Source organism: Cupriavidus sp. 207A1, from assembly GCF_057798955.1.
On record NZ_JBYOJO010000001.1, the window covers coordinates 517,960 to 539,776 of the forward strand.

General features: G+C 68.1%; 16 protein-coding genes. 10 read left to right on the forward strand and 6 right to left on the reverse strand.

Annotated features, from left to right (window positions below):
• The first annotated feature begins 47 nt into the window (after positions 1 to 47).
• The 7 genes from AC3FMM_RS02355 (at position 48) to AC3FMM_RS02385 (ending at position 10,332) form a co-directional block, all read left to right on the forward strand.
• Positions 48 to 1,772, forward strand: a complete 1,725-nt coding sequence (locus tag AC3FMM_RS02355) for a long-chain fatty acid--CoA ligase (RefSeq protein WP_414249001.1) — start codon at positions 48 to 50, stop codon at positions 1,770 to 1,772.
• A gap of 56 nt (positions 1,773 to 1,828) precedes the next feature.
• Complete coding sequence (locus AC3FMM_RS02360) at positions 1,829 to 2,812, forward strand: Bug family tripartite tricarboxylate transporter substrate binding protein (protein WP_116314705.1); 984 nt, start codon at positions 1,829 to 1,831, stop codon at positions 2,810 to 2,812.
• Positions 2,813 to 2,835: 23 nt separating this feature from the next.
• A complete protein-coding gene (locus AC3FMM_RS02365; RefSeq protein ID WP_115712576.1) occupies positions 2,836 to 3,615 on the forward strand; it encodes an enoyl-CoA hydratase/isomerase family protein in 780 nt (259 codons plus the stop codon).
• 135 nt (positions 3,616 to 3,750) lie between these two features.
• Complete coding sequence (locus AC3FMM_RS02370) at positions 3,751 to 4,938, forward strand: acyl-CoA dehydrogenase family protein (RefSeq protein ID WP_115712578.1); 1,188 nt, start codon at positions 3,751 to 3,753, stop codon at positions 4,936 to 4,938.
• 478 nt (positions 4,939 to 5,416) lie between these two features.
• Positions 5,417 to 7,339, forward strand: a complete 1,923-nt coding sequence (locus tag AC3FMM_RS02375) for a PrkA family serine protein kinase (RefSeq protein WP_012355394.1) — start codon at positions 5,417 to 5,419, stop codon at positions 7,337 to 7,339.
• Positions 7,340 to 7,376: 37 nt separating this feature from the next.
• Positions 7,377 to 8,639 (forward strand): YeaH/YhbH family protein, encoded by a 1,263-nt coding sequence (locus tag AC3FMM_RS02380; protein ID WP_115681563.1) that lies wholly within the window; start codon positions 7,377 to 7,379, stop codon positions 8,637 to 8,639.
• 139 nt (positions 8,640 to 8,778) lie between these two features.
• Positions 8,779 to 10,332: a SpoVR family protein gene (locus tag AC3FMM_RS02385; protein ID WP_115712580.1), complete on the forward strand. Its 1,554-nt coding sequence runs from the start codon at positions 8,779 to 8,781 to the stop codon at positions 10,330 to 10,332.
• Positions 10,333 to 10,362: 30 nt separating this feature from the next.
• On the opposite strand, the gene AC3FMM_RS02390 is transcribed toward AC3FMM_RS02385, so the two are convergent.
• The 4 genes from AC3FMM_RS02390 to AC3FMM_RS02405 are packed head-to-tail and all read right to left on the reverse strand — an operon-like array spanning position 10,363 to position 14,299.
• Entirely contained in the window at positions 10,363 to 11,364 is a 1,002-nt protein-coding gene (locus tag AC3FMM_RS02390; RefSeq protein ID WP_488686069.1) for an acyl-CoA dehydrogenase family protein, read from the reverse strand.
• 38 nt (positions 11,365 to 11,402) lie between these two features.
• Positions 11,403 to 12,563 carry an acyl-CoA dehydrogenase family protein gene (locus tag AC3FMM_RS02395; RefSeq protein ID WP_115681560.1) on the reverse strand — a complete coding sequence of 387 codons (1,161 nt, stop codon included), beginning with the start codon at positions 12,561 to 12,563 and terminating at the stop codon, positions 11,403 to 11,405.
• A 54-nt stretch (positions 12,564 to 12,617) separates the two neighbouring features.
• Positions 12,618 to 13,079: a MaoC family dehydratase gene (locus AC3FMM_RS02400; protein WP_252667636.1), complete on the reverse strand. Its 462-nt coding sequence runs from the start codon at positions 13,077 to 13,079 to the stop codon at positions 12,618 to 12,620.
• The gene (locus tag AC3FMM_RS02405; protein WP_488686070.1) at positions 13,076 to 14,299 is read right to left on the reverse strand and encodes a CaiB/BaiF CoA transferase family protein; all 1,224 of its coding nucleotides are present in this window, start codon (positions 14,297 to 14,299) and stop codon (positions 13,076 to 13,078) included. Before AC3FMM_RS02405 ends, AC3FMM_RS02400 begins: the two co-directional genes overlap by 4 nt.
• Positions 14,300 to 14,404: 105 nt before the next feature.
• On the opposite strand from AC3FMM_RS02405, the gene AC3FMM_RS02410 reads away from it, so the two are divergent.
• Positions 14,405 to 15,295, forward strand: coding sequence for a LysR family transcriptional regulator (locus AC3FMM_RS02410; RefSeq protein ID WP_116313575.1), 891 nt, complete (start codon positions 14,405 to 14,407; stop codon positions 15,293 to 15,295).
• A gap of 17 nt (positions 15,296 to 15,312) precedes the next feature.
• On the opposite strand, the gene AC3FMM_RS02415 is transcribed toward AC3FMM_RS02410, so the two are convergent.
• Positions 15,313 to 16,473, reverse strand: a complete 1,161-nt coding sequence (locus tag AC3FMM_RS02415) for a helix-turn-helix transcriptional regulator (protein ID WP_115712589.1) — start codon at positions 16,471 to 16,473, stop codon at positions 15,313 to 15,315.
• A 305-nt stretch (positions 16,474 to 16,778) separates the two neighbouring features.
• Complete coding sequence (locus AC3FMM_RS02420) at positions 16,779 to 19,073, reverse strand: mechanosensitive ion channel domain-containing protein (RefSeq protein WP_414248996.1); 2,295 nt, start codon at positions 19,071 to 19,073, stop codon at positions 16,779 to 16,781.
• Positions 19,074 to 19,345: 272 nt separating this feature from the next.
• On the opposite strand from AC3FMM_RS02420, the gene AC3FMM_RS02425 reads away from it, so the two are divergent.
• Both AC3FMM_RS02425 and AC3FMM_RS02430 read left to right on the forward strand, forming a co-directional pair.
• Complete coding sequence (locus AC3FMM_RS02425; protein WP_115712592.1) at positions 19,346 to 20,128, forward strand: SDR family NAD(P)-dependent oxidoreductase; 783 nt, start codon at positions 19,346 to 19,348, stop codon at positions 20,126 to 20,128.
• Positions 20,129 to 20,205: 77 nt separating this feature from the next.
• Positions 20,206 to 21,789 carry a fatty acid--CoA ligase gene (locus tag AC3FMM_RS02430; protein ID WP_488686071.1) on the forward strand — a complete coding sequence of 528 codons (1,584 nt, stop codon included), beginning with the start codon at positions 20,206 to 20,208 and terminating at the stop codon, positions 21,787 to 21,789.
• Positions 21,790 to 21,817 lie beyond the last annotated feature (28 nt).

A 21,817-nucleotide genomic window follows, 5' to 3' on the forward strand; every position in this document is an offset into this window, starting at 1 on the left:
TTCCGCTTGACCCGTATCCGATCCGCATCTGACTCGCTATTGCTGCAATGAAGCCTGCTACAAGCCCTGCCCCACGCACTGCCCAGCCGTTCCGTTCCCCCGCCTGGCCGCCCGGCCTGCCGGCGACGCTGCATACGCCGCGCACCAGCCTGTTCTACAACGTCGAGGTCGCGGCGCAGCGCTATCCGGACAAGACCGCGATCCAGTACTTCGGCACCGCGATCTCGTATGGCGAGCTGCGCGAAGAGATCGAGCGGATGGCCGGCTACCTGCAGCAGGCCTGCGGCATCCAGCCCGGCGACCGGGTGGTGTTGTTCAGCCAGAACTGCCCGCAGTTCATCATTGCCTATTACGCCATCCTGCGCGCCGAAGGCGTGGTCGTGCCCGCCAACCCGATGTGGCTGGAAGCCGAGCTCGCCCACGTGGTGCAGGACAGCGGCGCGGTCGCCGCCTTCGCCGGCTGCGAGCTGTACCCGCGCATGGCGCCGCTGCACGGCCCGGCGCTGCGCCACGTGATCCTGCACGACTACGCGGGCATGCTGCGCGACGACGGCGGCCTGCAGGTGCCGGCCTGGCTGCGCGAGCCGCCGCCCGCGCCGCAGGCCGCGCCGTCGGGCGCGATGCCGGTGGCCTGGGACACCGCCAGCGGCGCGGGGCACCGGCCGCTGCCGCACCAGGCCGGGCACGACACACTGTGCATGCTGGCCTATACCTCCGGCACCACCGGCAACCCCAAGGGCTGCATGCATACCCACGGCACGCTGATGACCGCGGCCGCCGGTTCGGTGATCTGGCGTGGCGGCTCGGCCGAATCGGTGGTGCTGGCGGTGGCGCCGATGTTCCACCTGCTGGGCATGCAGAACTGCATGAACTCGCCGCTCTACCTGGGCGCGACGGTGGTGCTGATGCCGCGCTGGGACCGCGCGCTGGCCGCGGACCTGATCGAGCGCTACCGCGTCTCGGTGTGGGGCGCGCCGCCGGCGATGATGGTGGACTTCTTCTCCCAGCCCGGCATCGATGCGCGCGACCTGTCCAGCCTGGCGTACGTCGGCGGCGGCGGCGCGGCCATGCCGGAGGCCGTGGCCAACATGCTGCAGCAGCGCTTCGGGCTGCCCTATGTCGAGGCCTACGGCATGACCGAGACCGCGGCCTTCATCCTGTCGAACCCGCGCAACCAGCCCAAGCGCGAATGCCTGGGCATCGCCACCTTCGGCGTGGACGCGCGCGTGGTCGACCCCGAGACGCTGCGCGAACTGCCCCACGGCGAGACCGGCGAGATCGTGGTCCACGGCGGCCAGGTGATGCAGGGCTACTGGCACAACGAAGACGCCAACGCCGCCACCTTCATCGAGCTCGACGGCAAGCGCTTCCTGCGCACCGGCGACCTGGGTTTCATGGACGAGGAAGGCTACTTCTTCATGCGCGACCGCCTCAAGCGCATGATCAACGCGTCGGGCTACAAGGTCTGGCCGGCCGAGGTGGAGAACATGCTGTACGGCCACCCGGCCATCCACGAAGCCTGCGTGATCGCGGCGCGCGACGAGCGCCGCGGCGAAACCGTCAAGGCGGTGGTGGCGCTGCGCCCTGACGCGCGCGGCACGGCGGAAGCCGAACCCGAACGCATCATGGCCTGGTGCCGCGAGCACATGGCCGCGTACAAGGTGCCGCGCATCGTCGACGTGGTCGAGGCGCTGCCCAAGTCGGCCACCGGCAAGATCCTGTGGCGCGCGCTGCAGGAACGCGAGATGCAGGCGGACCATCCCGGCAACTGATGGTGGCGGTGATGCCCACCCAGCGCAGCAACCCGAGCAGCAAAGAGAGAGACAACATGCAGCAGAGCAGACGCAACTGGCTGGCGCAGGCCGGCACCCTGGCCGGCGCGGCCATCCTTGGCCACGCGGGCCAGGCCTTCGCCCAGCAACCGTACCCCGCCAAGCCGATCCGGCTGATCGTGCCATACCCGGCCGGCGGCGGCACCGATACCGTAGGGCGGCTGATCGGCCAGCGCCTCGCCGAAAGCCTGGGCCAGCCGGTGGTGGTGGAAAACAAGCCGGGCGCCAGCGGCATGCTGGGCAACGACACCGTCGCCAAGGCGCCGGCCGACGGCTACACCCTGCTGCTGGCGATCACCGCGCTGATCCAGTCGCCGGCGCTATACAAGCGCACCCCGTACGACGTCGCCAAAGACTTCACCCCGGTCTCGCTGATCGCCAAGTCGTCCGACCTGTTCGTGGTGCCCAACCGCGTGCCGGCCAGCACCATGCGCGAGTTCCTGGCACTGGCCAAGTCCGGCAAGCTCAGCTATGGCTCGTACGGCAACGGCACCTCGTCGCACCTGCACGGCGAGCTGCTGCGCCAGCAGGCCGGCATCGAGATCGCGCATATCCCGTACAAGGGCGCGGCGCCGCTGATGAGCGACCTGCTCGGCGGCCAGGTGGACAGCGCCTTCGTCGACGTGACCTCGGCCAACCCTTACCTCACCAGCGGCAAGTTCAAGATCCTGGGCATCACCGGGACCCAGCGCTACAAGGCGCTGCCCAATGTGCCGACCTTCTCCGAGCTGGGCCTGGCGGGGTTCGAGCCCAATGGCTGGTTCGGGCTGTTCCTGCCCGGCAACGCGCCCAAGGACGTGACGGCAAGGCTGGCCGCCGAGACCGCACGCATCGTGCGGCTGCCCGAAGTGACGCAGAAGCTGGCCGGCATGGGTTTGCAGCCGGTCGGCTCCACGCCGCAGGAACTCGCCGCCGTGGTCGCCGGCGACACGCCAAAGTGGGCCAGGATCGTGCGCGACGCCAACATCCAGCTGGACTGACACACCGTACCGGAGGCCAAGCCATGGAAACCATCCGTTTTGCCGTCGAGGACGGTGTCGCCACGCTGACGCTGGATGCGCCGGCGCGCAAGAACGCGCTGTCGCTGCCGATGCGCGAGGAAATCGGCGAAGTGATTCGCCGGATACGGGACGACGACAGCGTGCGCGCCCTGATCCTGACTGCGGCCGGCACCGATTTCTCGTCGGGCGGCGACATCAGCTCGATGCAGGTCGAGATCAGCGCCGAGCAGGGCCGCAAGCGCCTGCGCAGGCTCCACGGCTGGCTGGAAGACCTGATCCAGCTGGACGTGCCGGTCATTGCCGCGGTCGACGGCGCCGCCTATGGCGCGGGCTTCAGCCTGGCGCTGACTGCCGACATCATCCTGGCCACGCCGCGCGCGCGCTTCGGGCTGCCGTTCCTGCGCATGGGGCTGGTGCCAGACTGTGGCGTGTTCTACACGCTGCCGCGGATGATCGGCCTGCAGCGGGCCAAGGCGCTGATGTTCTCGATGCGCGAGCTCAGCGCCCAGGCCGCGCAAGACCTTGGCATCGTCATGGAAATCGTGCCGGCCGACGGCCTGCAGGCGCGCGCCCGTGCGCTCGCGCAGGCATTCACCGAGGCCTCGCCGGTGGCGGTCAGCCTGACCAAGCAGGCGCTCAATGCATCGCTGGGCCAGGACCTGGGCACCATGCTGGCGATGGAGGCGGATGCGCAGGGCATCGCCTTCTCCACCGGCTACCGCCGCGAGGCCGCCGACCGCTTCATGGCCAAGCAGCCGCTGCGCTACCGCTGGCCGGACTGAGGGCGGACCGGCGGGGCTTGCCGTCCCGCATCGGTTGCCCCCTGGCTTGCGCCCCTATTTATATAGGCAGGTAATCCGGCGCCGACCGGGCTTGCCGCTTCATTATTCACGTTTACCCTGATACCGGTACGACTTATGGGATCCCAAGACCAGAACGCGGCGCCCGCCGCACGCCAGACCCCCTGGATGAACGAAGAACTGGAAATGTTCCAGGACACCGTGCGCCGCTTCGTCGAGCGCGAGCTCGCCCCCAACGAGGCCCGCTGGGCCGAGCAGGGCTACATCGACCGCGACATGTGGCGCCGCGCCGGCCAGATCGGGCTGCTGTGCGCCAGCATCCCCGAGGAATACGGCGGCGGCGGCGGCACCTTCGCCCACGAGGCCATCATCACCCAGGAGATGTCGCGCGCGGTCTGCACCAGCCTGGGCAACAACGTGCACAGCGGCATCGTGGCGCACTACCTGCTGCGCTACGGCACCGAAGCGCAGAAGCAGAAATGGCTGCCGCAGATGGCCAGCGGTGAACTGGTGGCGGCCATCGCGATGTCGGAACCCGGCGCCGGTTCCGACCTCAAAGCGATACGCACCCGCGCGCTGCGGGAACCGACCCCGGACGGAGACTGCTATCGCATCAACGGCGCCAAGACCTTCATCACCAACGGCTACCACGCCGACCTGATCTGCGTGGTGGCCAAGACCGATCCGGAAGCCGGTTCGCGCGGGGTGTCGCTGGTCATGGTGGAAACCCGCGACCTGCCGGGCTTCCGTCGCGGCCGCATCCTGGAAAAGATCGGGCAGAAGGGCCAGGACACCGCCGAGCTGTTCTTCGACGACGTGCTGGTGCCGTGCGACAACCTGCTCGGCACGCAGGAAGGGCAGGGCTTTTACCAGCTGATGCAGCAGCTGCCGCAGGAGCGCATGATCATTGCGCTGGGCGCGGTGGCCACCATGCAGCGCGCGATCGAGCTGACCACCGACTACGTGCGCCAGCGCAAGGTGTTCGGCCAGCCGCTCGGCGACCTGCAGAACACGCGCTTCAAGCTGGCCGAATGCAAGACCGTGGCCACCATCGCCGCGACCTTCGTCGACGACTGCATGCAGCGCCTGATGGACGGCCAGCTCGATGCGGCGACCGCGGCGATGGCCAAATGGTGGTGCACCCAACAGAACTGCCAGGTCATCGACGAGTGCCTGCAGTTGCACGGCGGTTACGGCTACATGCTGGAATACCCGATCGCGCGCATGTACGCGAACGCACGCGTCAGCAAGATCTTCGGCGGCTCCAACGAGATCATGAAGGAGCTGGTCGCGCGCACGCTCTGAGTGCCGTCAGCGCGGGCGCTGCGCTATCAGCACTGTCTGTGTGCTAGTGCGCGCAGGCAATGCGAGACGTCGCAAAACGCCTGACGACATGCGCAAAAATGAAAGCCGGCACCTGTGCCGGCTTTCGTGCTTATGGTTACAAAACCAGCTGTGCACGGATGGCGGGAAAGGTGTAAGGTGTGTCACAAGCATGGTCAATGGCCCGTCGCGCGCGGAGGCGAAGCCGAGTGGAATCAGCCAAAAGCTGACAGCGAAATCCGGCAGGAATGCAGCGGGAAATGCAGCAGCGAAACACCCGTTGCATCGATGCAAGATTCGTCAACTCGGACTCCACCATCGCCGTTATTTGACTATGATGAAGTAAAGACTTCGCAACATGACAGGTCGCCAGGCCGGGGTGGTGTACCGCGAACGTTGCGCGAAGCCTTGGGGGTAGCACTACCTACGCCTCGGACGTGAACTCTGACGGGAGTGAGGTATGGACATTTTTGGCCATTACGCTACGCGGTTCGAAGCTCGCAAGGAAGAGGAATACAGCATCCAGGAATACCTGGAGATCTGCAAGAAGGATCCGACTGCCTACGCGACCGCTGCCGAACGCATGCTCGCCGCGATCGGTCAGCCTGAGCTGGTGGATACCCACCACGATCCCAGGCTGTCCCGCCTGTTCTTCAACAAGGTCATTCGCATCTATCCGGCCTTCCGCGACTTCTACGGCATGGAGGACACGATCGAGCAGATCGTCTCGTTCTTCAAGCACGCGGCGCAGGGCCTGGAAGAACGCAAGCAGATCCTGTATCTGCTCGGGCCTCCCGGCGGCGGCAAGTCCTCGCTCGCGGAGAAGCTGAAGGCGTTGATGGAACAGATCCCCATCTACGCGCTGAAGGGGTCGCCCATCCACGAGTCGCCCCTGGGTCTGTTCTCGCCGGAAGAAGACGGCAAGATCCTGGAAGAGGACTACGGCATCCCGCTGCGCTATCTCAATACCATTGCCTCGCCATGGGCAGTGAAACGCCTGCACGAGTTCAACGGCGACATCACCAAGTTCAAGGTGGTGAAGCTGCGCCCGTCGGTGCTGTCGCAGATCGCGATCTCGAAGACCGAGCCGGGCGACGAGAACAACCAGGACATCTCGTCGCTGGTGGGCAAGGTCGACATCCGCAAGCTCGAGGACTTCCCGCAGGACGATCCGGACGCGTACTCGTATTCAGGCGGCCTGTGCCTGGCCAACCGCGGCCTGCTAGAGTTCGTCGAAATGTTCAAGGCGCCGATCAAGGTGCTGCACCCGCTGCTGACCGCGACCCAGGAAGGCAACTACAAGGGCACGGAAGGCTTCGGCGCGATCCCGTTCGACGGCGTCATCCTGGCGCACTCGAACGAGGCCGAGTGGCAGACCTTCAAGGCGGACAAGAACAACGAGGCTTTCCTCGACCGGATCTATATCGTCAAGGTGCCGTACTGCCTGCGCGTGTCCGACGAGGTCAAGATCTACGACAAGCTGTTGCGCAGCAGTTCGCTGTCGGCCGCCCCGTGCGCGCCCAACACGCTGAAGATGATGGCGCAGTTCGCGGTGCTCACGCGCATCAAGGAGCCCGAGAACTCCAACATCTTCTCCAAGATGCGCGTCTACGACGGCGAGAGCCTGAAGGACGTGGACCCGAAGGCAAAGTCGTACCAGGAATACCGCGACTACGCCGGCATCGACGAAGGCATGAACGGGCTGTCGACGCGCTTCGCGTTCAAGGTCCTGTCCAAGGTCTTCAACTTCGACAACACCGAAGTGGCGGCCAACCCGGTGCACCTGCTGTACGTGCTCGAGCAGCAGATCGAGCGCGAGCAGTTCCCGCCGGAGCAGGAAGCCAAGCTGCTGTCGTATATCAAGGAGTACCTGACCACGCCGTTCGTTGAGTTCATCGGCAAGGAGATCCAGACCGCTTACCTGGAGTCGTATTCTGAGTACGGGCAGAACATCTTCGACCGCTATGTGGTGTTCGCCGACCTGTGGATCCAGGACCAGGAGTACCGCGATCCCAACACCGGCGAAATCCTCGACCGCAACGCGCTGAACGACGAGCTGGAGAAAGTGGAAAAGCCCGCGGGGATCTCCAACCCGAAGGACTTCCGCAACGAGATCGTCAACTTCGTGCTGCGGGCGCGGGCCAACAACGGTGGCAAGAACCCGGTCTGGACCAGCTATGAAAAGCTGCGGATGGTGATCGAGAAGCGCATGTTCTCCACCACGGAGGACCTGCTTCCGGTGATCTCGTTCAACGCCAAGTCTTCGCGCGAAGACCAGGACAAGCACGAGAACTTCGTCAACCGCATGGTCGAGAAGGGGTACACGCCCAAGCAAGTGAGACTGTTGGTGGAGTGGTATCTGCGCGTAAGAAAGTCATCGTAACGGCGCCGCGGAACAGGTCTCTCAACGAGGGCAACATATGGCTACGGTCATCGATCGGCGCGAAAACGGCGGCAACAAGAGTGCCGTCAACCAGCAACGCTTCATCAAGCGCTACCGCGAGCAGATCCGGCAAGCGGTGGCAAAGGCGGTGTCCGGCCGGAAGATCATGGACATCGAGCAGAGCGGGCAGGTGTCCATTCCGGTCAAGGACATCAGCGAACCGATCTTCCACCACGGCCCGGGCGGGCGGCGCGAGTGGATTCACCCTGGCAACAAGAAGTTCGTCAAGGGCGATTCCTTCGACCGCCAGCAGCAGGGCGGCGGCGGGACCGGTTCGCGGGCCAGCGACAGCGGCGAGGGCGAGGACGATTTCGTCTTCACGCTGTCGCGCGAGGACTTCCTCAATTTCTTCTTCGAGGACATGGCGCTGCCGGACCTGGCCAAGCGCCACCTCGCCAAGATTGCCGAGGTGCGCAAGGTGCGCGCCGGCTATTCCATCGACGGCACCCCGTCCAACCTGTCGATCCTGCGCACCATGCGCAGTTCGCTGGGGCGGCGCATCGCCTTGTCCAGCCCTTACCAGAAGCGCCTGCGCCAGCTGGAGCTGGCCTATGCCGAGGCACTGGAGCAGGACGGACCGTATGCCGAAGGCACGCTCGAGCTGATGGAGAAGATGCGGCACCTGCGCGCCTGCATCGATCGCGTTCCCTTTATCGAGAAGCTCGACCTGCGCTACAACAACCGCGTGCTCAAGAAGCGCCCGCAGGCCCAGGCGGTGATGTTCTGCCTGATGGACGTGTCCGGCTCGATGGACGAGAGCCGCAAGGACCTGGCCAAGCGCTTCTTCATGCTGCTGTACCTGTTCCTGAAGCGCAACTACGAGCGCATCGACGTGGTGTTTATCCGCCATCACACCGTGGCGAAGGAAGTCGAAGAGGAAGATTTCTTCCACTCGCGCGAGTCCGGCGGCACCGTGGTATCGAGCGCGCTCAAGCTGATGGTGGAGGTCATCCACGACCGCTATCCGCCCAGTCAGTGGAACATCTATTGCGCGCAGGCCTCGGACGGGGATAACTGGGCCGGCGATTCCGAGCTGTGCGGGCGGCTGCTGCGCGAGTCGATCCTGCCGCTGGTGCAGTATTACGCCTATGTGGAGGTAGCGTCGGAAGAGCCGCAGAACCTCTGGGAAGAGTATCTGACGGTGAAGAGCCAGTTCGATCACTTTGCGATGCAGCGCATCATCGGCGCGGACGAGATCTACCCGGTGCTGCACGACCTGTTCCAGAAACGCGCGGCATAATCAGTGCTGGGCCGGCCATTGGCGGCAATGACCGGCAAGCCGCGGTGAAGAAGGCAATATTGGCAAGACAGGGGACCTGGCGGCGCGCCCGTGCCGCATGAACCGGCCTGCCTGTCTTGCGCGGACGAAAGGGGCGAAGATGGCTTATCTGTCCACGGGTTCGGAATGGACCTTCGAGCTGATCAACCGGTATGACCGCGAGATTTCCCGCATCGCCGGCGAATTCGGCCTGGATACCTATCCCAACCAGATCGAGATCATCACCGCGGAGCAGATGCTCGACGCCTACGCGTCGGCGGGGCTGCCCGTGGGCTACAGCCACTGGTCCTACGGCAAGCACTTCCTGGCGTCGGAGCGCAGCTACCAGCGCGGGCACATGGGGCTGGCCTACGAGATCGTCATCAATTCCAATCCCTGCATCGCCTACCTGATGGAGGAGAACACCATGCCGATGCAGGCGCTGACCATCGCGCATGCCTGCTACGGCCACAACTCCTTCTTCAAGGGCAACTACCTGTTCCGCACCTGGACCAACGCCGACGCCATCGTCGACTACCTGCTGTTCGCCAAGAACTACGTGGCCGAGTGCGAGCAGCGCTACGGCGAGCAGGAGGTGGAACTGCTGCTGGACTCCTGCCACGCGCTGCAGAACTACGGCGTGGACCGCTACAAGCGGCCCAAGAAGCTGTCGATCACCGAGGAAAAGGCGCGCCAGGCCGACCGCGAGAACTACCTGCAGATGCAGGTCAACGACCTGTGGCGCACGCTGCCCAAGCACCGGCCGCACGCGCTGGCGTCCGAGGACGACACGGCCGAGCCGGATGTCCCGTTTCCGCCCGAGCCGCAGGAGAACCTGCTGTATTTCATCGAAAAGAATGCCCCCAAGCTGGCGCCGTGGCAGCGCGAGATCGTGCGCATCGTGCGCAAGATCGCGCAGTATTTCTACCCGCAGCGCCAGACCAAGGTGATGAACGAAGGCTGGGCCACGTTCTGGCACTACACCATCATCAACCAGCTGTACGAGGAAAAGCTGGTCAACGACGCCTTCATGATGGAGCTGCTGCAGGCGCACACCAACGTCATCTACCAGCCGCCGTACCACAGCCCGTACTACAGCGGCATGAACCCCTACACGGTGGGCTTCCTGATGTTCCAGGATTTGCGCCGCATGTGCGAGAACCCGACCGACGAGGACTACCGCTGGGCGCCAGAGATCGCCGGCACCGACTGGCGCAAGACGCTGGACTTTGCCATGCGCAACTTCAAGGACGAGAGCTTCCTGCTGCAGTTCCTGTCGCCGCGCGTGATCCGCGAGCTGAAGCTGTTCTCGGTGCTGGACGATGACCGCGAGGGCAAGCTGCGCGTTACCGCGATCCACGACGACGAGGGCTACCGCGCGATCCGCCAGCTGATGGCGGCGCAGTACGACCTGTCCAGCATGGAACCCAATATCCAGGTCACCAACGTCGATGTCGGCGGCGACCGCTCGCTGACATTGCGCCACCTGCAGAACGACCGGCGTCCGCTGGCGCACAACTTCGATGAAGTGGTGCGGCACGTGACCCGGCTGTGGGGCTTTACCGTGCGGCTGGAGGTGGCCTATGAAGACGGCCGCACCGAGCTCAAGTACGAATGCAAGCCTGAGCGCCGCCACCGCCGCCCGCATGGCAGCGGGCTGAGCCTGGCCGCCTGAGCGGCAGGCGGCGCCCCTGGCCCCGCCGCTTCAGCCGGCGGGCGCCGGCTCGCACCAGTCGCGCACCAGTTCCACCGCCTTGCGGCCATCGCTGGCACAGACTACTTCGCCCAGCACGCGGCTCCACCAGCGTTCCGACCCGTCCGCCACGCGCCACGCATGCAACCGGCGCGTATAGAGCTGCAGGTCATATTCCTCGGTAATGCCGATCGCGCCGTGCACGGCATGCGCGATCGCGGCCACCGGCGTGACCGCGTCGCTGGCGCGCAGCTTGCCGATTGCCGCGCGCAGCGGGTCGGGCGTGGCGCCGTCGCTGTCGCAGGCCAGTTGCGCCGCCACGCGCGCCGCGGCGACATGCTCGGCCATCTCGCTGACCTGATGCTGGATCGCCTGGAACTTGCCGATGGCGCGGCCGAACTGCTGGCGGTCGTTGGCGTACTGCAGCGTCAGGTCGAGCACTTGCGACAGCGCGCCGGCCAGCTGCGCCGCATGCAGGCAGGCGCCCAGCGTGCGCACGGTGCCGGCCGGCAACTGGAATGCCGCGGGCGCGGCGGTGTCGGGGCGCGGCACGCGCAGCGCCAGGTCGCCGTGGGCGCCGGTGGCCTCGGCGCGCGCCGCCGTGGCCGGCAGCAGCAGGCAGCGCTCGCCGTCCTGCAGCAGCAACCACTGCGCATGGCGTGCGTCCGCCACCAGCGTGGCCGCGGCGGCGCCGTCGTCGAAGCTTGCCAGCGCGATCGGGCCGTCGGGCAGCGCGACGCCGCCGGCATGCAGCAGCGCCCGCCCAAAGATGGTCTGCGCCAGCGGCAGCGGCAGCGCGTGGCGGCCGGTGACGAACAGCACCGGTGCCAGTTCGCGCAGCGCCAGCGCGGCGCCGCCGGCGGATTCGGGCAACAGGCAGTCGGCGAAGCCGCTGTCTTGCAGCGCTTGCCATAGCGGCTGCGGGTCGGCGTGCTGTTCCAGCGCGCGCACCGTGGCGGGAGCGCAGCAGTCGCGCAGCAGCGCGTCGAGGGCATCGGAGTAGGCGTTATGCATGGGCAATCTCGTTCAGGATGGCGGTCGGCGCGGCCGGATCAGCGCAGGCCCAGCCCGCGCGCAATCATGCCGCGCAGGATTTCGCGGGTGCCGCCGCGCAGCGAATACGACGGCGCGATCTGCGTCACATAGGCCAGGGTGCGGTACAGCGCTCCATCGGCAGCGAGTGCCGGTTCGTCGCCAAGCGCGGCCTCGACCAGGGCCGGCACCGACTGCTCGAAGGTGGTGCCCAGGTCCTTCACCAGCGCCGCCTCCACCACCGGGCTTTCACCCGCGGCGAGCCGCGCCGTGACTGCCAGCGACATTGCGCGCAGCACCGCCAGGTGGCCGGCAAGGCGGCCCGCGGTAACGGTGTCGCGCCGCGCGGGCGGCAGCCGGCGCAGGGCGTCGAGCCAGGTGTCGAGCAGCACCACGCTGGAGTACAGCCGCTCCGGGCCGCTGCGCTCGAACGCCAGCTCGGCGTTGACCTGCTCCCAGCCGCTGCCCTCGTTGCCGACCAGCGCATCCGGCGCCAGCGCCACGTCGTCGAAGCTCACTTCCGAGAAGTGCGCATCGCCGGTCAGGTCGCGGATCGGCCGCACCGTGACGCCCGGCGCGTGCAGGTCGACGATGAACTGCGACAGCCCGGCCTGCCGGTCCTGCGGCGTGCCCGAGGTGCGCACCAGCGCGATCATGAAGTGGCAGCGGTCGGCGTTGGTGGTCCAGATCTTGCGCCCGTTCAGGCGCCAGCCGCCATCAGGCTGGCGCACCGCGCGCGTGGCCACGCTGGCCAGGTCCGAGCCGGAATTGGGCTCGCTCATGCCGATGCAGAAAAAGGCCTCGCCGCGGCTGATCGCCGGCAGGTAGCGGGCCTTCTGCGCGTCGTCGCCGTAGCGCAGGATCAGGGGGCCGCTCTGGCGGTCGGCGATCCAGTGCGCCGACACCGGCGCGCCGCAGGCCAGCAGTTCCTCCACCAGCACGAAGCGCGAGAACGGGTCCAGCCCCGCGCCGCCGTACTGCGCCGGCAGCGTGATGCCGACCCAGCCGCGCGCGGCCAGCGCCCGGCTGAAGCCGGCATCGAAGCCCATCCACGAGCGCGCCCGCGTTTCCGGCGGCAGTGCCGGCAGGTGCTGGTCCAGGAAGGCCCGCACCTCGGCGCGGAATGCCGCGGCGTGGGGCGGCAAGGTGGTAAGGCTGAAGGTGGAGAGCAATGCGGTCACGTTTGAGTCCTGTCGCTTGATATGGCAGAGGCGTGCTTTGGATTCCGCGCAGCGTCACCGGCCCGCCAGCAGCCGGCGCGCGGTATAGGTCATCACCTGTTCGCCGCGCTGGTTGAACACCTCGATGCGCGAATCCACCACGGCGCGGCCGCTGCGCGAGGTCGGGCGGATGCCGGTCACGGTCACGGTGGCGTGGATGGTGTCGCCGACCAGCACCGGGCCGTGGATCTGCTGCGTCAGCTCCAGCATCGCCAGCCCGGTGCCCTGGATCATGGTCTGCAGGATGAAGCCTTCGATCAGCGTATAGGTCAGCGCCGCCGGCACCGGCCGGCCCTGGATCGCGCCGCCGTCGTAGCCGGCTTCGATAAAGATGGCCTCGACCATGCCGGTGACCGAGATGAAGTTGACCAGGTCGGTCTCGGTCACGGTGCGGGAGAAGGTGCGGAAGGCCTGGCCCTCGTGCAGGTCTTGCCAGTAGAAGCCCTGGCCCAGGCGGGGCAGTTCTGCATGCGTCATGGTGTCTCCGTGGCGGGGGCGCAGCGCGCCGCGCCGCTCTGTTGCAGTTGCGCGATCTGCTCGGTACCGAGCCCGGCTTCGGTCAGCACCGCGTGGGTGTGTTCGCCCAGCCGCGGCGGCACCGCCAGCGGTGCGCGCTGGCCGTCGAAACGCACCGGCGCGCCGGGAAAGCGGAGCTTGCCCATGGCCGGATCGTCGGCGGTCTCGAAAAAGCCGGTGGCGGCCAGGTGCGGATCCTGGGGCAGGTCGTCGAGCGTATTGATGCGCGCCACCGGGATCTGCAGGCGTTCGCACAAGCCCACCCAGTGCGCGGTGCTGTGCGCCTGCACGATCTCGCCGGTCAGTTCGTACAGGGTCTCGATATGCTCGGTGCGGGCGGCGATGTCGGCAAAGCGCGCATCGGCGGCCAGCTCCGGACGGCCGGCGGCGTGGAAGAAGTCGCGCCAGTGCGCATCGGTGTACGGCATCATGCAGACATGGCCGTCGGCGCTGCGGTACGGGCGGCGCAACGGCGCCAGCACGCGCGGATAACCGCTCGGGCCGCGCGGCGGGTCGAAATGCCGGCCGTAGAAGTGCTCGACCAGGTTGAACGCCACCATCGATTCGAACATCGGCACCTCGACCAGCGTGCCATGCCCGCTGCCGCCGCCGGCCTGGCGCCGGGCGCGGCCGGCCAGCGCCGCGCACACCGACAGCGCCGCCACCAGCCCGCTGGTCTTGTCCGCGGCAATGGTCGGGAAGTAGCGGCTGTCGCCGGTCTGCGCCGCCATCAGCGCGGCATTGCCGGACAGGCCCTGGATGATGTCGTCGTAGGCCGGCCGGCCGCCATAGGGGCCGTCCTCGGCAAAGCCGAGCAGGCTGACGAAGACCAGGTCCGGATGCCGCGCCCGCACCGTGTCGGGATCCAGCCCAAGCGCCGCCAGCTTCTGCGGGCGCATGCTGTGCATCAGCACGTCGGCGCGTTCCAGCACGCGCGCCAGCGCCGCCTGTGCCGCCGGCTGCTTCAGGTCCAGCACTACGCTGCGCTTGCCGCGATTGACCCCCAGGAAGATCGCCGCCATGCCGGGTTCGGCGGCGGGCCCGGTGCGGCGCGTCGAATCGCCCTCGGGCGGCTCGACCTTGATCACGTCGGCGCCCAGGTCGGCCAGCCACTGGCTGGCATACGGCCCCATCACCACCGTGGACAGGTCGACCACGCGGATGCCTGCAAGCGGCAGCATAGTGTCTCCGGTCTTTTGTACTGTGGGCCACAGGGTAGATCAGCGCGGACCGGCTGGTCTAATATTAGTTTTTTAGCAATCGATATCCTCTGGATATTGGAGACCATGGACCTGCGCCAACTGCAGCAGTTCGTCGCCCTGGCCGAGACCGGCAATTTCCACCGCGCCGCCGAGCGGCTGCACATGGCGCAGCCGCCCCTTTCGATTTCGATCCGCAAGCTCGAGGAACAGCTCGGCACGGCGCTGTTCGTGCGCACCTCGCGCGGGGTGCGGCTGACGCAGGCGGGCGAAGCCGCGCTGCATGACGCGCGCCGGGCGCTGTTCCACGCGCAGCAGGCGCGCGCCGCGGCGATGGCGGCGGGGCAGGGCGAGCGCGGCGCATTGCGCATCGGCTTTATCGGCTCGGCCACCTATGCGCTGCTGCCCAAGCTGATCCCGGCATTCCGCGCCGCGCATCCCGGCATCGAGCTGATCCTGCATGAATCGACCACCGCCGCGATCCTCGACCGGCTGGAAAAGCACCAGATCGATGCAGGGCTGGTGCGCTTCCCGATCCTGAGCAGCGGCGGCTATGTGCTCACGCCGCTGGAGAACGATGTCTTCGTAGCCGCCGTGCCGGCTGACAGCCCGATGGCGCGCGCCGACGCGATCGCGCTGCGCGCGCTGGCCGACCAGCCCTTCATCATGTACCCGGCGGCGCAGGTGCCGAACCTGCATGCGGTGGCGATGATGCTGTGCCAGCAGGCGGGCTTCGTGCCGCGCGTCACGCAGGAGGCGGTGCAGGTGCAGACCCAGGTGAGCCTGGTGGAAAGCGGGCTGGGGGTGGCACTGGTGCCGAGCGTGGCGGCGCGCTACGCCAACCAGCGCGTGCGCTTCCTGCCGTTGTCGAGCCCGCGCCCGGCGGGCCGCATCGGCATTGCGCTGGCGGCGCGGCCCGATGACGGCGACCGCCAGGTCCAGCGCTTCCTGGCGGCGGCGCAGGCCGCGGTGAGGTAGTGCAGCGGTGCGCCGCCTCAGGCGGCGCGTGGGCGCGGGGCGCGCGGCCGCACCGCGGAAGTCACGCCGGCGCGCTCCAGGTTCACGCCGGGCAGCAGGTGCAGCAGCCGCACCAGCTCGGACTGGCGGTGCGTGCCGGTCTTGCGCAGCGTGTCGCGGATATGCACGCGCACGGTATGGGGCGAGAGGAACTCGCGCTCGGCGATTTCATTGAGGGTTTCGCCGGCGGCCAGCCGGATGGCAATGATGCTTTCCTTGCGCGACAGCCCGAACAGCGAGGTCAGCACGCCGGCATCCAGCACCGAGCGCGATTCGGAGTTGCCCAGCAGCAGCATTGCCGCCGGCAGCTGCCACGGGCCCTCCACCGGCTGGCGCGACACCAGCGGGGTGACGATGATGGGCACCGGCTGCCCGCCCGAGGTGATATGCATCCAGGAGCCGGACGCGGCGTCGGCGCCGCGGCCGCGCATGGCGCCGTCGAGCAGCTTGCGCAGCACCGCCTGCAGCGTGTCGCTGTGGGCGCGCAGCACGCCGTCCTGCAGCGACAGATGGCTGTCGGCCTGCACCAGCGCTTCGGCCCAGCTGTTGGCATAGCGCACGCGCAGGTCGGCCTGCAGCACCATCACGCCGAAATCCAGGGTGTCGAGCCCGGCCAGGCCCAGGCTGGCCAGCCCGCTCAGTTCAAAGTTGCGCTGCTGCATGCGCGCGGCGCGCACCCAGTGCGGCATGACGTGGGACAGGCGCCGCTCGCGCTGGCCCGCGCTGATGCTGCCGGCGTTGGTGCCGCTCATCAGCACGCAGACTTCGGCGTTCTCGACCAGCCGGATGCCCTGTTCCAGCTCGCGGCAGGCCAGCGGCGGCGCCGCTGCGGCGGCACCGCCGCAGCACAGCGGGGCGGCGTCCAGCGGGGCGTGGCCGGCGCCGTGGCCAGACCAGTCGAGCGGTCCGGGCAGGCAGTCCGGCAGGGTGGCCCCTGTGGTGAAGCAGCCGTGCGGGGTCACGCCCAGCCGGGCATGGCCGGCCAGCTTGTCCCAGATCAGGTAGCGGGGGCTGACGGTGCAGGTGTATCGTGAAAAGAGATCGAGGGCGGCGGGCATGGCCGCGACATCCAGCGCGGACTCATAGATGGAGTCGACCAGACGATGGAAGTCCTCGTCTGTTGTCGGGTGTTCGCCCATGTTCAGATCCCCCCGGTGGCAAACGCCTCTTGCTCTGCGCCACGGCAAGTGGCCACATCCCTACGTACTATCGGTTCCGTTCTGGCGTTCTGTAGTGGCGCCGATACGGCTGCTGCCGGCAGCGCCAAGTAGGTCGCGCTTGCCGTGCCGCAATCATGCCAAACAATGTTGTATGTTTTATACCCCGTGCTTGGGGGGGGAAACCCCGATTGTGCGGCGCAAGATTTCTATTAAGTCCCCACCCGGTCGGGGTTCCCGGGCGCATAGCCCCCGGGTACGGATGAGCCGCCGGCATGGGCCAGCGGTCACGGCGGCGCGCCTTTCGGCGCCAGTTCCCCGACGGGCAGCTCCGCCGTCCCGCCGTCCACCTGGATGGTCAGGTTCGGTGATGCCATGCGGATGCCGCTGGCGTCGAAGTTGCGCTTGAGCCTGGCATTGAAGGCACGCGTGATTTCCGCCTGCATCAGCGGCCGGGTCTTGATCTGTGCCAGCACCACCGGGCCGCTCGGGTCGAAGCGATCCAGGCCGAGGATCTCGAGCCCGGACATCAGCTTGTGGCCGAAGCGGAGGTCGCGCGCCAGCTCGGCGCCGGTGGCGCGGATCAGTTCCAGCGCCCGGTCCAGGTCGCTCTGGTAGCTGATGCCGATACTGAGCACGGCATAGCCGTAGCCGCGCGAGAGATTCTTGACGGCCTTGATCTGGCTGTATGGCAGCGTATGCAGCGCGCCGCGGCCGTCGCGCAGCTTGACGGTGCGGATGGTCATGGCCTCGACCACGCCGGCGTGGTCGGGCAGCTCGATCGAGTCGCCGATGGCGATGGAATCCTCGACCACGATAAACAGGCCGGTGATCAGGTCCTGCACCAGGCTTTGCGCGCCGAAGCCGATGGCCAGGCCGACCACTCCCGCGCCGGCCAGCAGCGGCGTCACGTTGACCCCCAGGTTGGCGAGCACCACGATCACGGTGAGCACCAGCAGGCCGATGAACGAGGCATTGCGCACCAGCGGCAGGATGGTCCTGGCGCGCAGGCTGGGCTGTGCCGCGCGCGCGTGCGCGGGCGACAAGGACTGCGTGATGGCGGTATCGATCAGCAGCCAGACCAGCCAGGCCAGCAGCACCGTACCGGTGACGCGCAACGCGGCCTCGGTCAGGTGGCGTCCGGCGGCCGACGACTCGGCCAGCCGCACCAGCGAAGAGCCCCACACGCGCATGACCATTTCCACGAACCCTGCCCACACCACCACACGCGCCAGCGCCAGCGCAAAGCGCCCGAAGCGCTGCAGGTAGGCCGAGCGGCGCCGGTCGCGGATGCGCGGCGCGCGCGCGTCGGCCTTGGGCGAGCGCCCCAGCACCATCGTCATCAGCAGCGCGGCGACAAACAGTGCCACCGATGCCACCGTGCGGCGCAGGAACACGTCGGCATGCCCCGTGGCCAGCACCGTGCCGATCACTGACGCCACCACCACGGCCAGCACCGGCAGGTGCCAGGCGTGGCCGGCCAGGCGCAGCAGGTCGGTCACGGCGGGATGGGCCTGGCGGAAGGGCAACGGCCGCTGGCTGATCAGCTGGCCGATCTGGCGCCGAAAACACAGCGCGAACGCACCGATGCCGAGCGCCGCGGCGATATTGGCCAGGGTGGAGACCAGCGCCGACAGGTTGCTGCCCAGCAACGCGACCATGCGGCCGTCGGCGGCGCCGTTGCCCAGTGCCGCCAGCGCGCCGGTGCAGAACAGCAGCCACGGCGAACGCGCCAGCAGTTGCCGCACCGCCAGCTGCCGGTGTGCGCTGCGGAACAGCGCGAAGATGACCTGGCACACCGCCGCGGCGATCGCGCCGGCCACGATCGCGTAGGCCACCAGCACCGCGGCGACGCTGGCCGGCGACTGCGCGAACAGGTGCCGGGCCAGCAACAGCGTCAGCCCGAATGCCACCACCCAGGGCCCGATATGGCGCAGCATGTAGAGGCCGACGTCGACCCACGAGGGCAGTTCCGGCAGCTTGCCGCGCGGCGCGCGCGCGGTGCCCGCGGTGCGCCGCCGCCGCAGCCGGTGGCCGGCCTCGTACAGCAGCCAGCCGCACACCGCCCATGCCGCCAGCACCAGCGCGAATTCGCGCAGCGAGTCCAGGCCGGTGCGCGTGCCGCCCTGCGTCAGCGCGGCGCGCCATTCCTCGGCCGCGAAGCGCGAGCGCCAGCCCCAGTATTGCCACGGGCCGCGGTCTTCGCGCAGGTGCGAGTCGACTTCGTCCAGCACCTGCGCCATGGCACCGATCAGCCCGGGGGCCGAGGCCGCGGCCGGCGGCGCCATTGCGGCTGACGCCGCCAGGCCCTGCCGCAGGGTTTGCAGCTGGCCTACCAGCGCGCGCCGCGCGCCGTCGTCCTGCAGCGTGGCGATGACCTGGTCCAGCGACTGCGCCAGCGGCATGCTGGCGGCGGGGGCGCTGGCGGCGGCCGCGGGTTTTTCCGCCGGCGCCAGCAAGGCGGCGAGCGGGCCGGCCGGAGCCGCGGGCATGGCGCACAGCAGCGCCAGCAGGCCGGCCAGCCAGGCCAGGGCGGCATGCCGGCGGCGCCGGGCAAAGGCGTGAGGTTCGGGTTTGCGCATGGCGGGTGATCGTCTGCCGGCTTGCACCGGCGCCGGAATGGCCATCGATCGCGCCACTGTAACGCATCGGTCGCGTGGTGTGCCGGGCGGCGTTCTGGCGCGCGCATCGGGCGCATTCGTCGCATTCGTCGCTTCAGACGATGCATCGGCGGCCCCGATCCCCGAATCTCGAACCCACTCCGGTACAGGCGTTTTTCGCGCCTGCCGGCTTCAACCAGAACGCGGTCGGGCAGCGCCGGCCGCACGGCAACAAGAGACAAAGGAAAGACGGCATGGAACTCAATGCATCGGTATCGGCAGTAGTGACGGGCGGCGCTTCGGGACTGGGCGCGGCAACCGCGCGGGCGCTGGCGGCACAGGGCGTGCGCGTGGCACTGTTCGACCTGAACGCCGAGAAGGGCGAGGCGCTGGCGCGTGAACTCGGCGGCGTGTTCTGCCAGGTCAACGTGACCTCCGAGGCCGAGGTCGAGGCCGGCTTTGCCAAGGCACGCGCCGCCATCGGCCAGGAGCGCATCCTGGTCAACTGCGCCGGCACCGGCAATGCGATCAAGACCGCCTCGCGCTCCAAGGAGGCGCCGGACCAGATCAAGCATTTCCCGTCCGATGCCTTCGAGCGCATCATCCAGATCAACCTGATCGGCACGTTCCGCTGCATCGCGCGTTCGGCCGCCGGCATGCTGACGCTGGACACCGCGGGCGGCGAGCGCGGCGTGATCATCAACACCGCGTCGGTGGCGGCGCAGGACGGCCAGATGGGGCAGGCGGCGTACTCGGCGTCGAAGGCCGGCGTGGTCGGCATGACGCTGCCGATCGCGCGCGACCTGGCGGGCGAGGGCATCCGCGTCAACACCATCCTGCCGGGCATCTTCAATACGCCGCTGCTGCAGGGCGCGGCCGATAACGTCAAGGCCGCGCTGGCCGCCTCGGTGCCATTCCCCAAGCGCCTGGGGCAGCCGGAAGAGTTTGCGTCGCTGGCCGTCGAGATGTGCCGCAACGGCTATTTCAACGGCGAGTCGGTGCGCCTGGATGGCGCCATCCGCATGGCGCCGCGCTAAACCCCCTCTTGCCTGTCGCCATGGGCGACCCGCGTCGCGCGAGTCCGCCCATGGCATGAAATCTTTGGGAGACGCGGATGGATTTCAGCTATCTGACGACGCTGCCTCACGCGGTGCGCCATTTCGCGCGCCTGCGGCCGGAGGCGGTGGCGTATTCGTTCGAAGGCCGGCAGACCACCTACGCCGAATTCGAGCGCAACACGGACCGCGTGGCGCAGGCCCTGCTGGCCGAAGGCGTGCGCGCGGGCGATCGCATCGCCTATGTCGGCAAGAACAGCGACCACTATTTCGAACTGCTGCTGGGTGCGGGCAAGACCGGCGCGGTGATGGCGCCGGCCAGCTGGCGCCTGGCGCCGCCCGAGGTCGAGTTCATCCTCGCGCATTGCGATGCGGTGGTGCTGTTTGTCGGTGCCGAGTCGGCGGCGATGGTGCGCAACTTGCTGCCGGGGCTGCCGCTGGTGCGCAAGGTGGTGGTGATGGAGCCGTGCGCCGGGCAGGGCGACTCGCCGTGCTACACCGGCTGGCGCGACGCGCATCCGGCCACGCCGCCCGCCCATGAGCCGGCCGCGCACGACGTGGTGCTGCAACTGTACACGTCCGGCACCACCGGGCGGCCCAAGGGGGCGATGCTGACGCACCGCAACCTGACCATCGGCACCGAGGTCAGCGAGCGCGAACACCTGGCGTGGTCGCATTGGGTGGCCGACGATATTTCGCTGGTGGCGATGCCGGTGGCGCATATCGGCGGCTCCGGCTGGGGCCTGCGCAACCTGCTGTCGGGCGCCAAGGGCGTGGTCGCGCGCGAGTTCGATCCGCGCGCGGTGCTCGACTTTATCGAGCACGAGCGCGTCAGCAAGCTGTTCCTGGTGCCGGCCGCGATGCAGATCGTGCTGCGCGACCCGCGCGCGCGCCAGGTCGACTATTCGCGCCTGAAGTACCTGCTGTACGGCGCCGCGCCGATTCCCGCGGCGCTGCTGCGCGAGGGCATCGAGGTGTTCGGCTGCGGCTTCGTGCAGCAGTACGGCATGACCGAGACCACCGGCACCATCGTCGCGCTGCCGCCCGAGGACCACACCACCGACGAGGTGCCCCGCATGCGCGCCGCGGGCAAGGCGCTGCCGGGGGTCGAGCTGAGGGTGGTGGATTACGAAGGGCGCAAGCTGGCGCCGGGTGAGGTCGGCGAGGTGGTGGTGCGCTCGCAGCACAACATGGCCGGCTACTGGAAGCAGCCCGAAGAGACCGCGCGCACCATCGATGCCGACGGCTGGCTGCGCACCGGTGACGCCGGCTACATGGATGCCGAGGGCTACCTGTACATCCACGACCGCGTCAAGGACATGATCATCAGCGGCGGCGAGAACGTCTATCCGGCCGAGGTCGAAAGCGCCATCTACGGCCATCCGCAGGTGGCCGACGTGGCCGTGATCGGCGTGCCGGACGAGAAGTGGGGCGAGGCGGTCAAGGCCATCGTCGTGCTCAAGCCGGGGCAGGCGGCCGACCGCGATGCCATCCTCGCCTGGACGCGCCAGCGTGTGGCCGGGTTCAAGGTGCCGAAGAGCATCGAGTTCGTCGATGCGCTGCCGCGCAACCCGTCGGGCAAGCTGCTGCGCCGCAAGCTGCGCGAGCCTTTCTGGGAAGGCATGAACCGGCAGGTGAACTGAAGCCCGCCCCGCACGACAAAAGCCCGCC

What these genes read in the sequence shown, in the direction of transcription:
- AC3FMM_RS02355 (WP_414249001.1), top strand. Translation starts at nt 48, where the DNA reads ATGAAGCCTGCTACAAGCCCTGCCCCACGCACTGCCCAGCCGTTCCGT.
- AC3FMM_RS02360 (WP_116314705.1), top strand. Translation starts at nt 1,829, where the DNA reads ATGCAGCAGAGCAGACGCAACTGGCTGGCGCAGGCCGGCACCCTGGCC.
- AC3FMM_RS02365 (WP_115712576.1), top strand. Translation starts at nt 2,836, where the DNA reads ATGGAAACCATCCGTTTTGCCGTCGAGGACGGTGTCGCCACGCTGACG.
- AC3FMM_RS02370 (WP_115712578.1), top strand. Translation starts at nt 3,751, where the DNA reads ATGGGATCCCAAGACCAGAACGCGGCGCCCGCCGCACGCCAGACCCCC.
- AC3FMM_RS02375 (WP_012355394.1), top strand. Translation starts at nt 5,417, where the DNA reads ATGGACATTTTTGGCCATTACGCTACGCGGTTCGAAGCTCGCAAGGAA.
- AC3FMM_RS02380 (WP_115681563.1), top strand. Translation starts at nt 7,377, where the DNA reads ATGGCTACGGTCATCGATCGGCGCGAAAACGGCGGCAACAAGAGTGCC.
- AC3FMM_RS02385 (WP_115712580.1), top strand. Translation starts at nt 8,779, where the DNA reads ATGGCTTATCTGTCCACGGGTTCGGAATGGACCTTCGAGCTGATCAAC.
- AC3FMM_RS02390 (WP_488686069.1), bottom strand. Translation starts at nt 11,364, where the DNA reads ATGCATAACGCCTACTCCGATGCCCTCGACGCGCTGCTGCGCGACTGC.
- AC3FMM_RS02400 (WP_252667636.1), bottom strand. Translation starts at nt 13,079, where the DNA reads ATGACGCATGCAGAACTGCCCCGCCTGGGCCAGGGCTTCTACTGGCAA.
- AC3FMM_RS02405 (WP_488686070.1), bottom strand. Translation starts at nt 14,299, where the DNA reads ATGCTGCCGCTTGCAGGCATCCGCGTGGTCGACCTGTCCACGGTGGTG.
- AC3FMM_RS02410 (WP_116313575.1), top strand. Translation starts at nt 14,405, where the DNA reads ATGGACCTGCGCCAACTGCAGCAGTTCGTCGCCCTGGCCGAGACCGGC.
- AC3FMM_RS02415 (WP_115712589.1), bottom strand. Translation starts at nt 16,473, where the DNA reads ATGGGCGAACACCCGACAACAGACGAGGACTTCCATCGTCTGGTCGAC.
- AC3FMM_RS02420 (WP_414248996.1), bottom strand. Translation starts at nt 19,073, where the DNA reads ATGCGCAAACCCGAACCTCACGCCTTTGCCCGGCGCCGCCGGCATGCC.
- AC3FMM_RS02425 (WP_115712592.1), top strand. Translation starts at nt 19,346, where the DNA reads ATGGAACTCAATGCATCGGTATCGGCAGTAGTGACGGGCGGCGCTTCG.
- AC3FMM_RS02430 (WP_488686071.1), top strand. Translation starts at nt 20,206, where the DNA reads ATGGATTTCAGCTATCTGACGACGCTGCCTCACGCGGTGCGCCATTTC.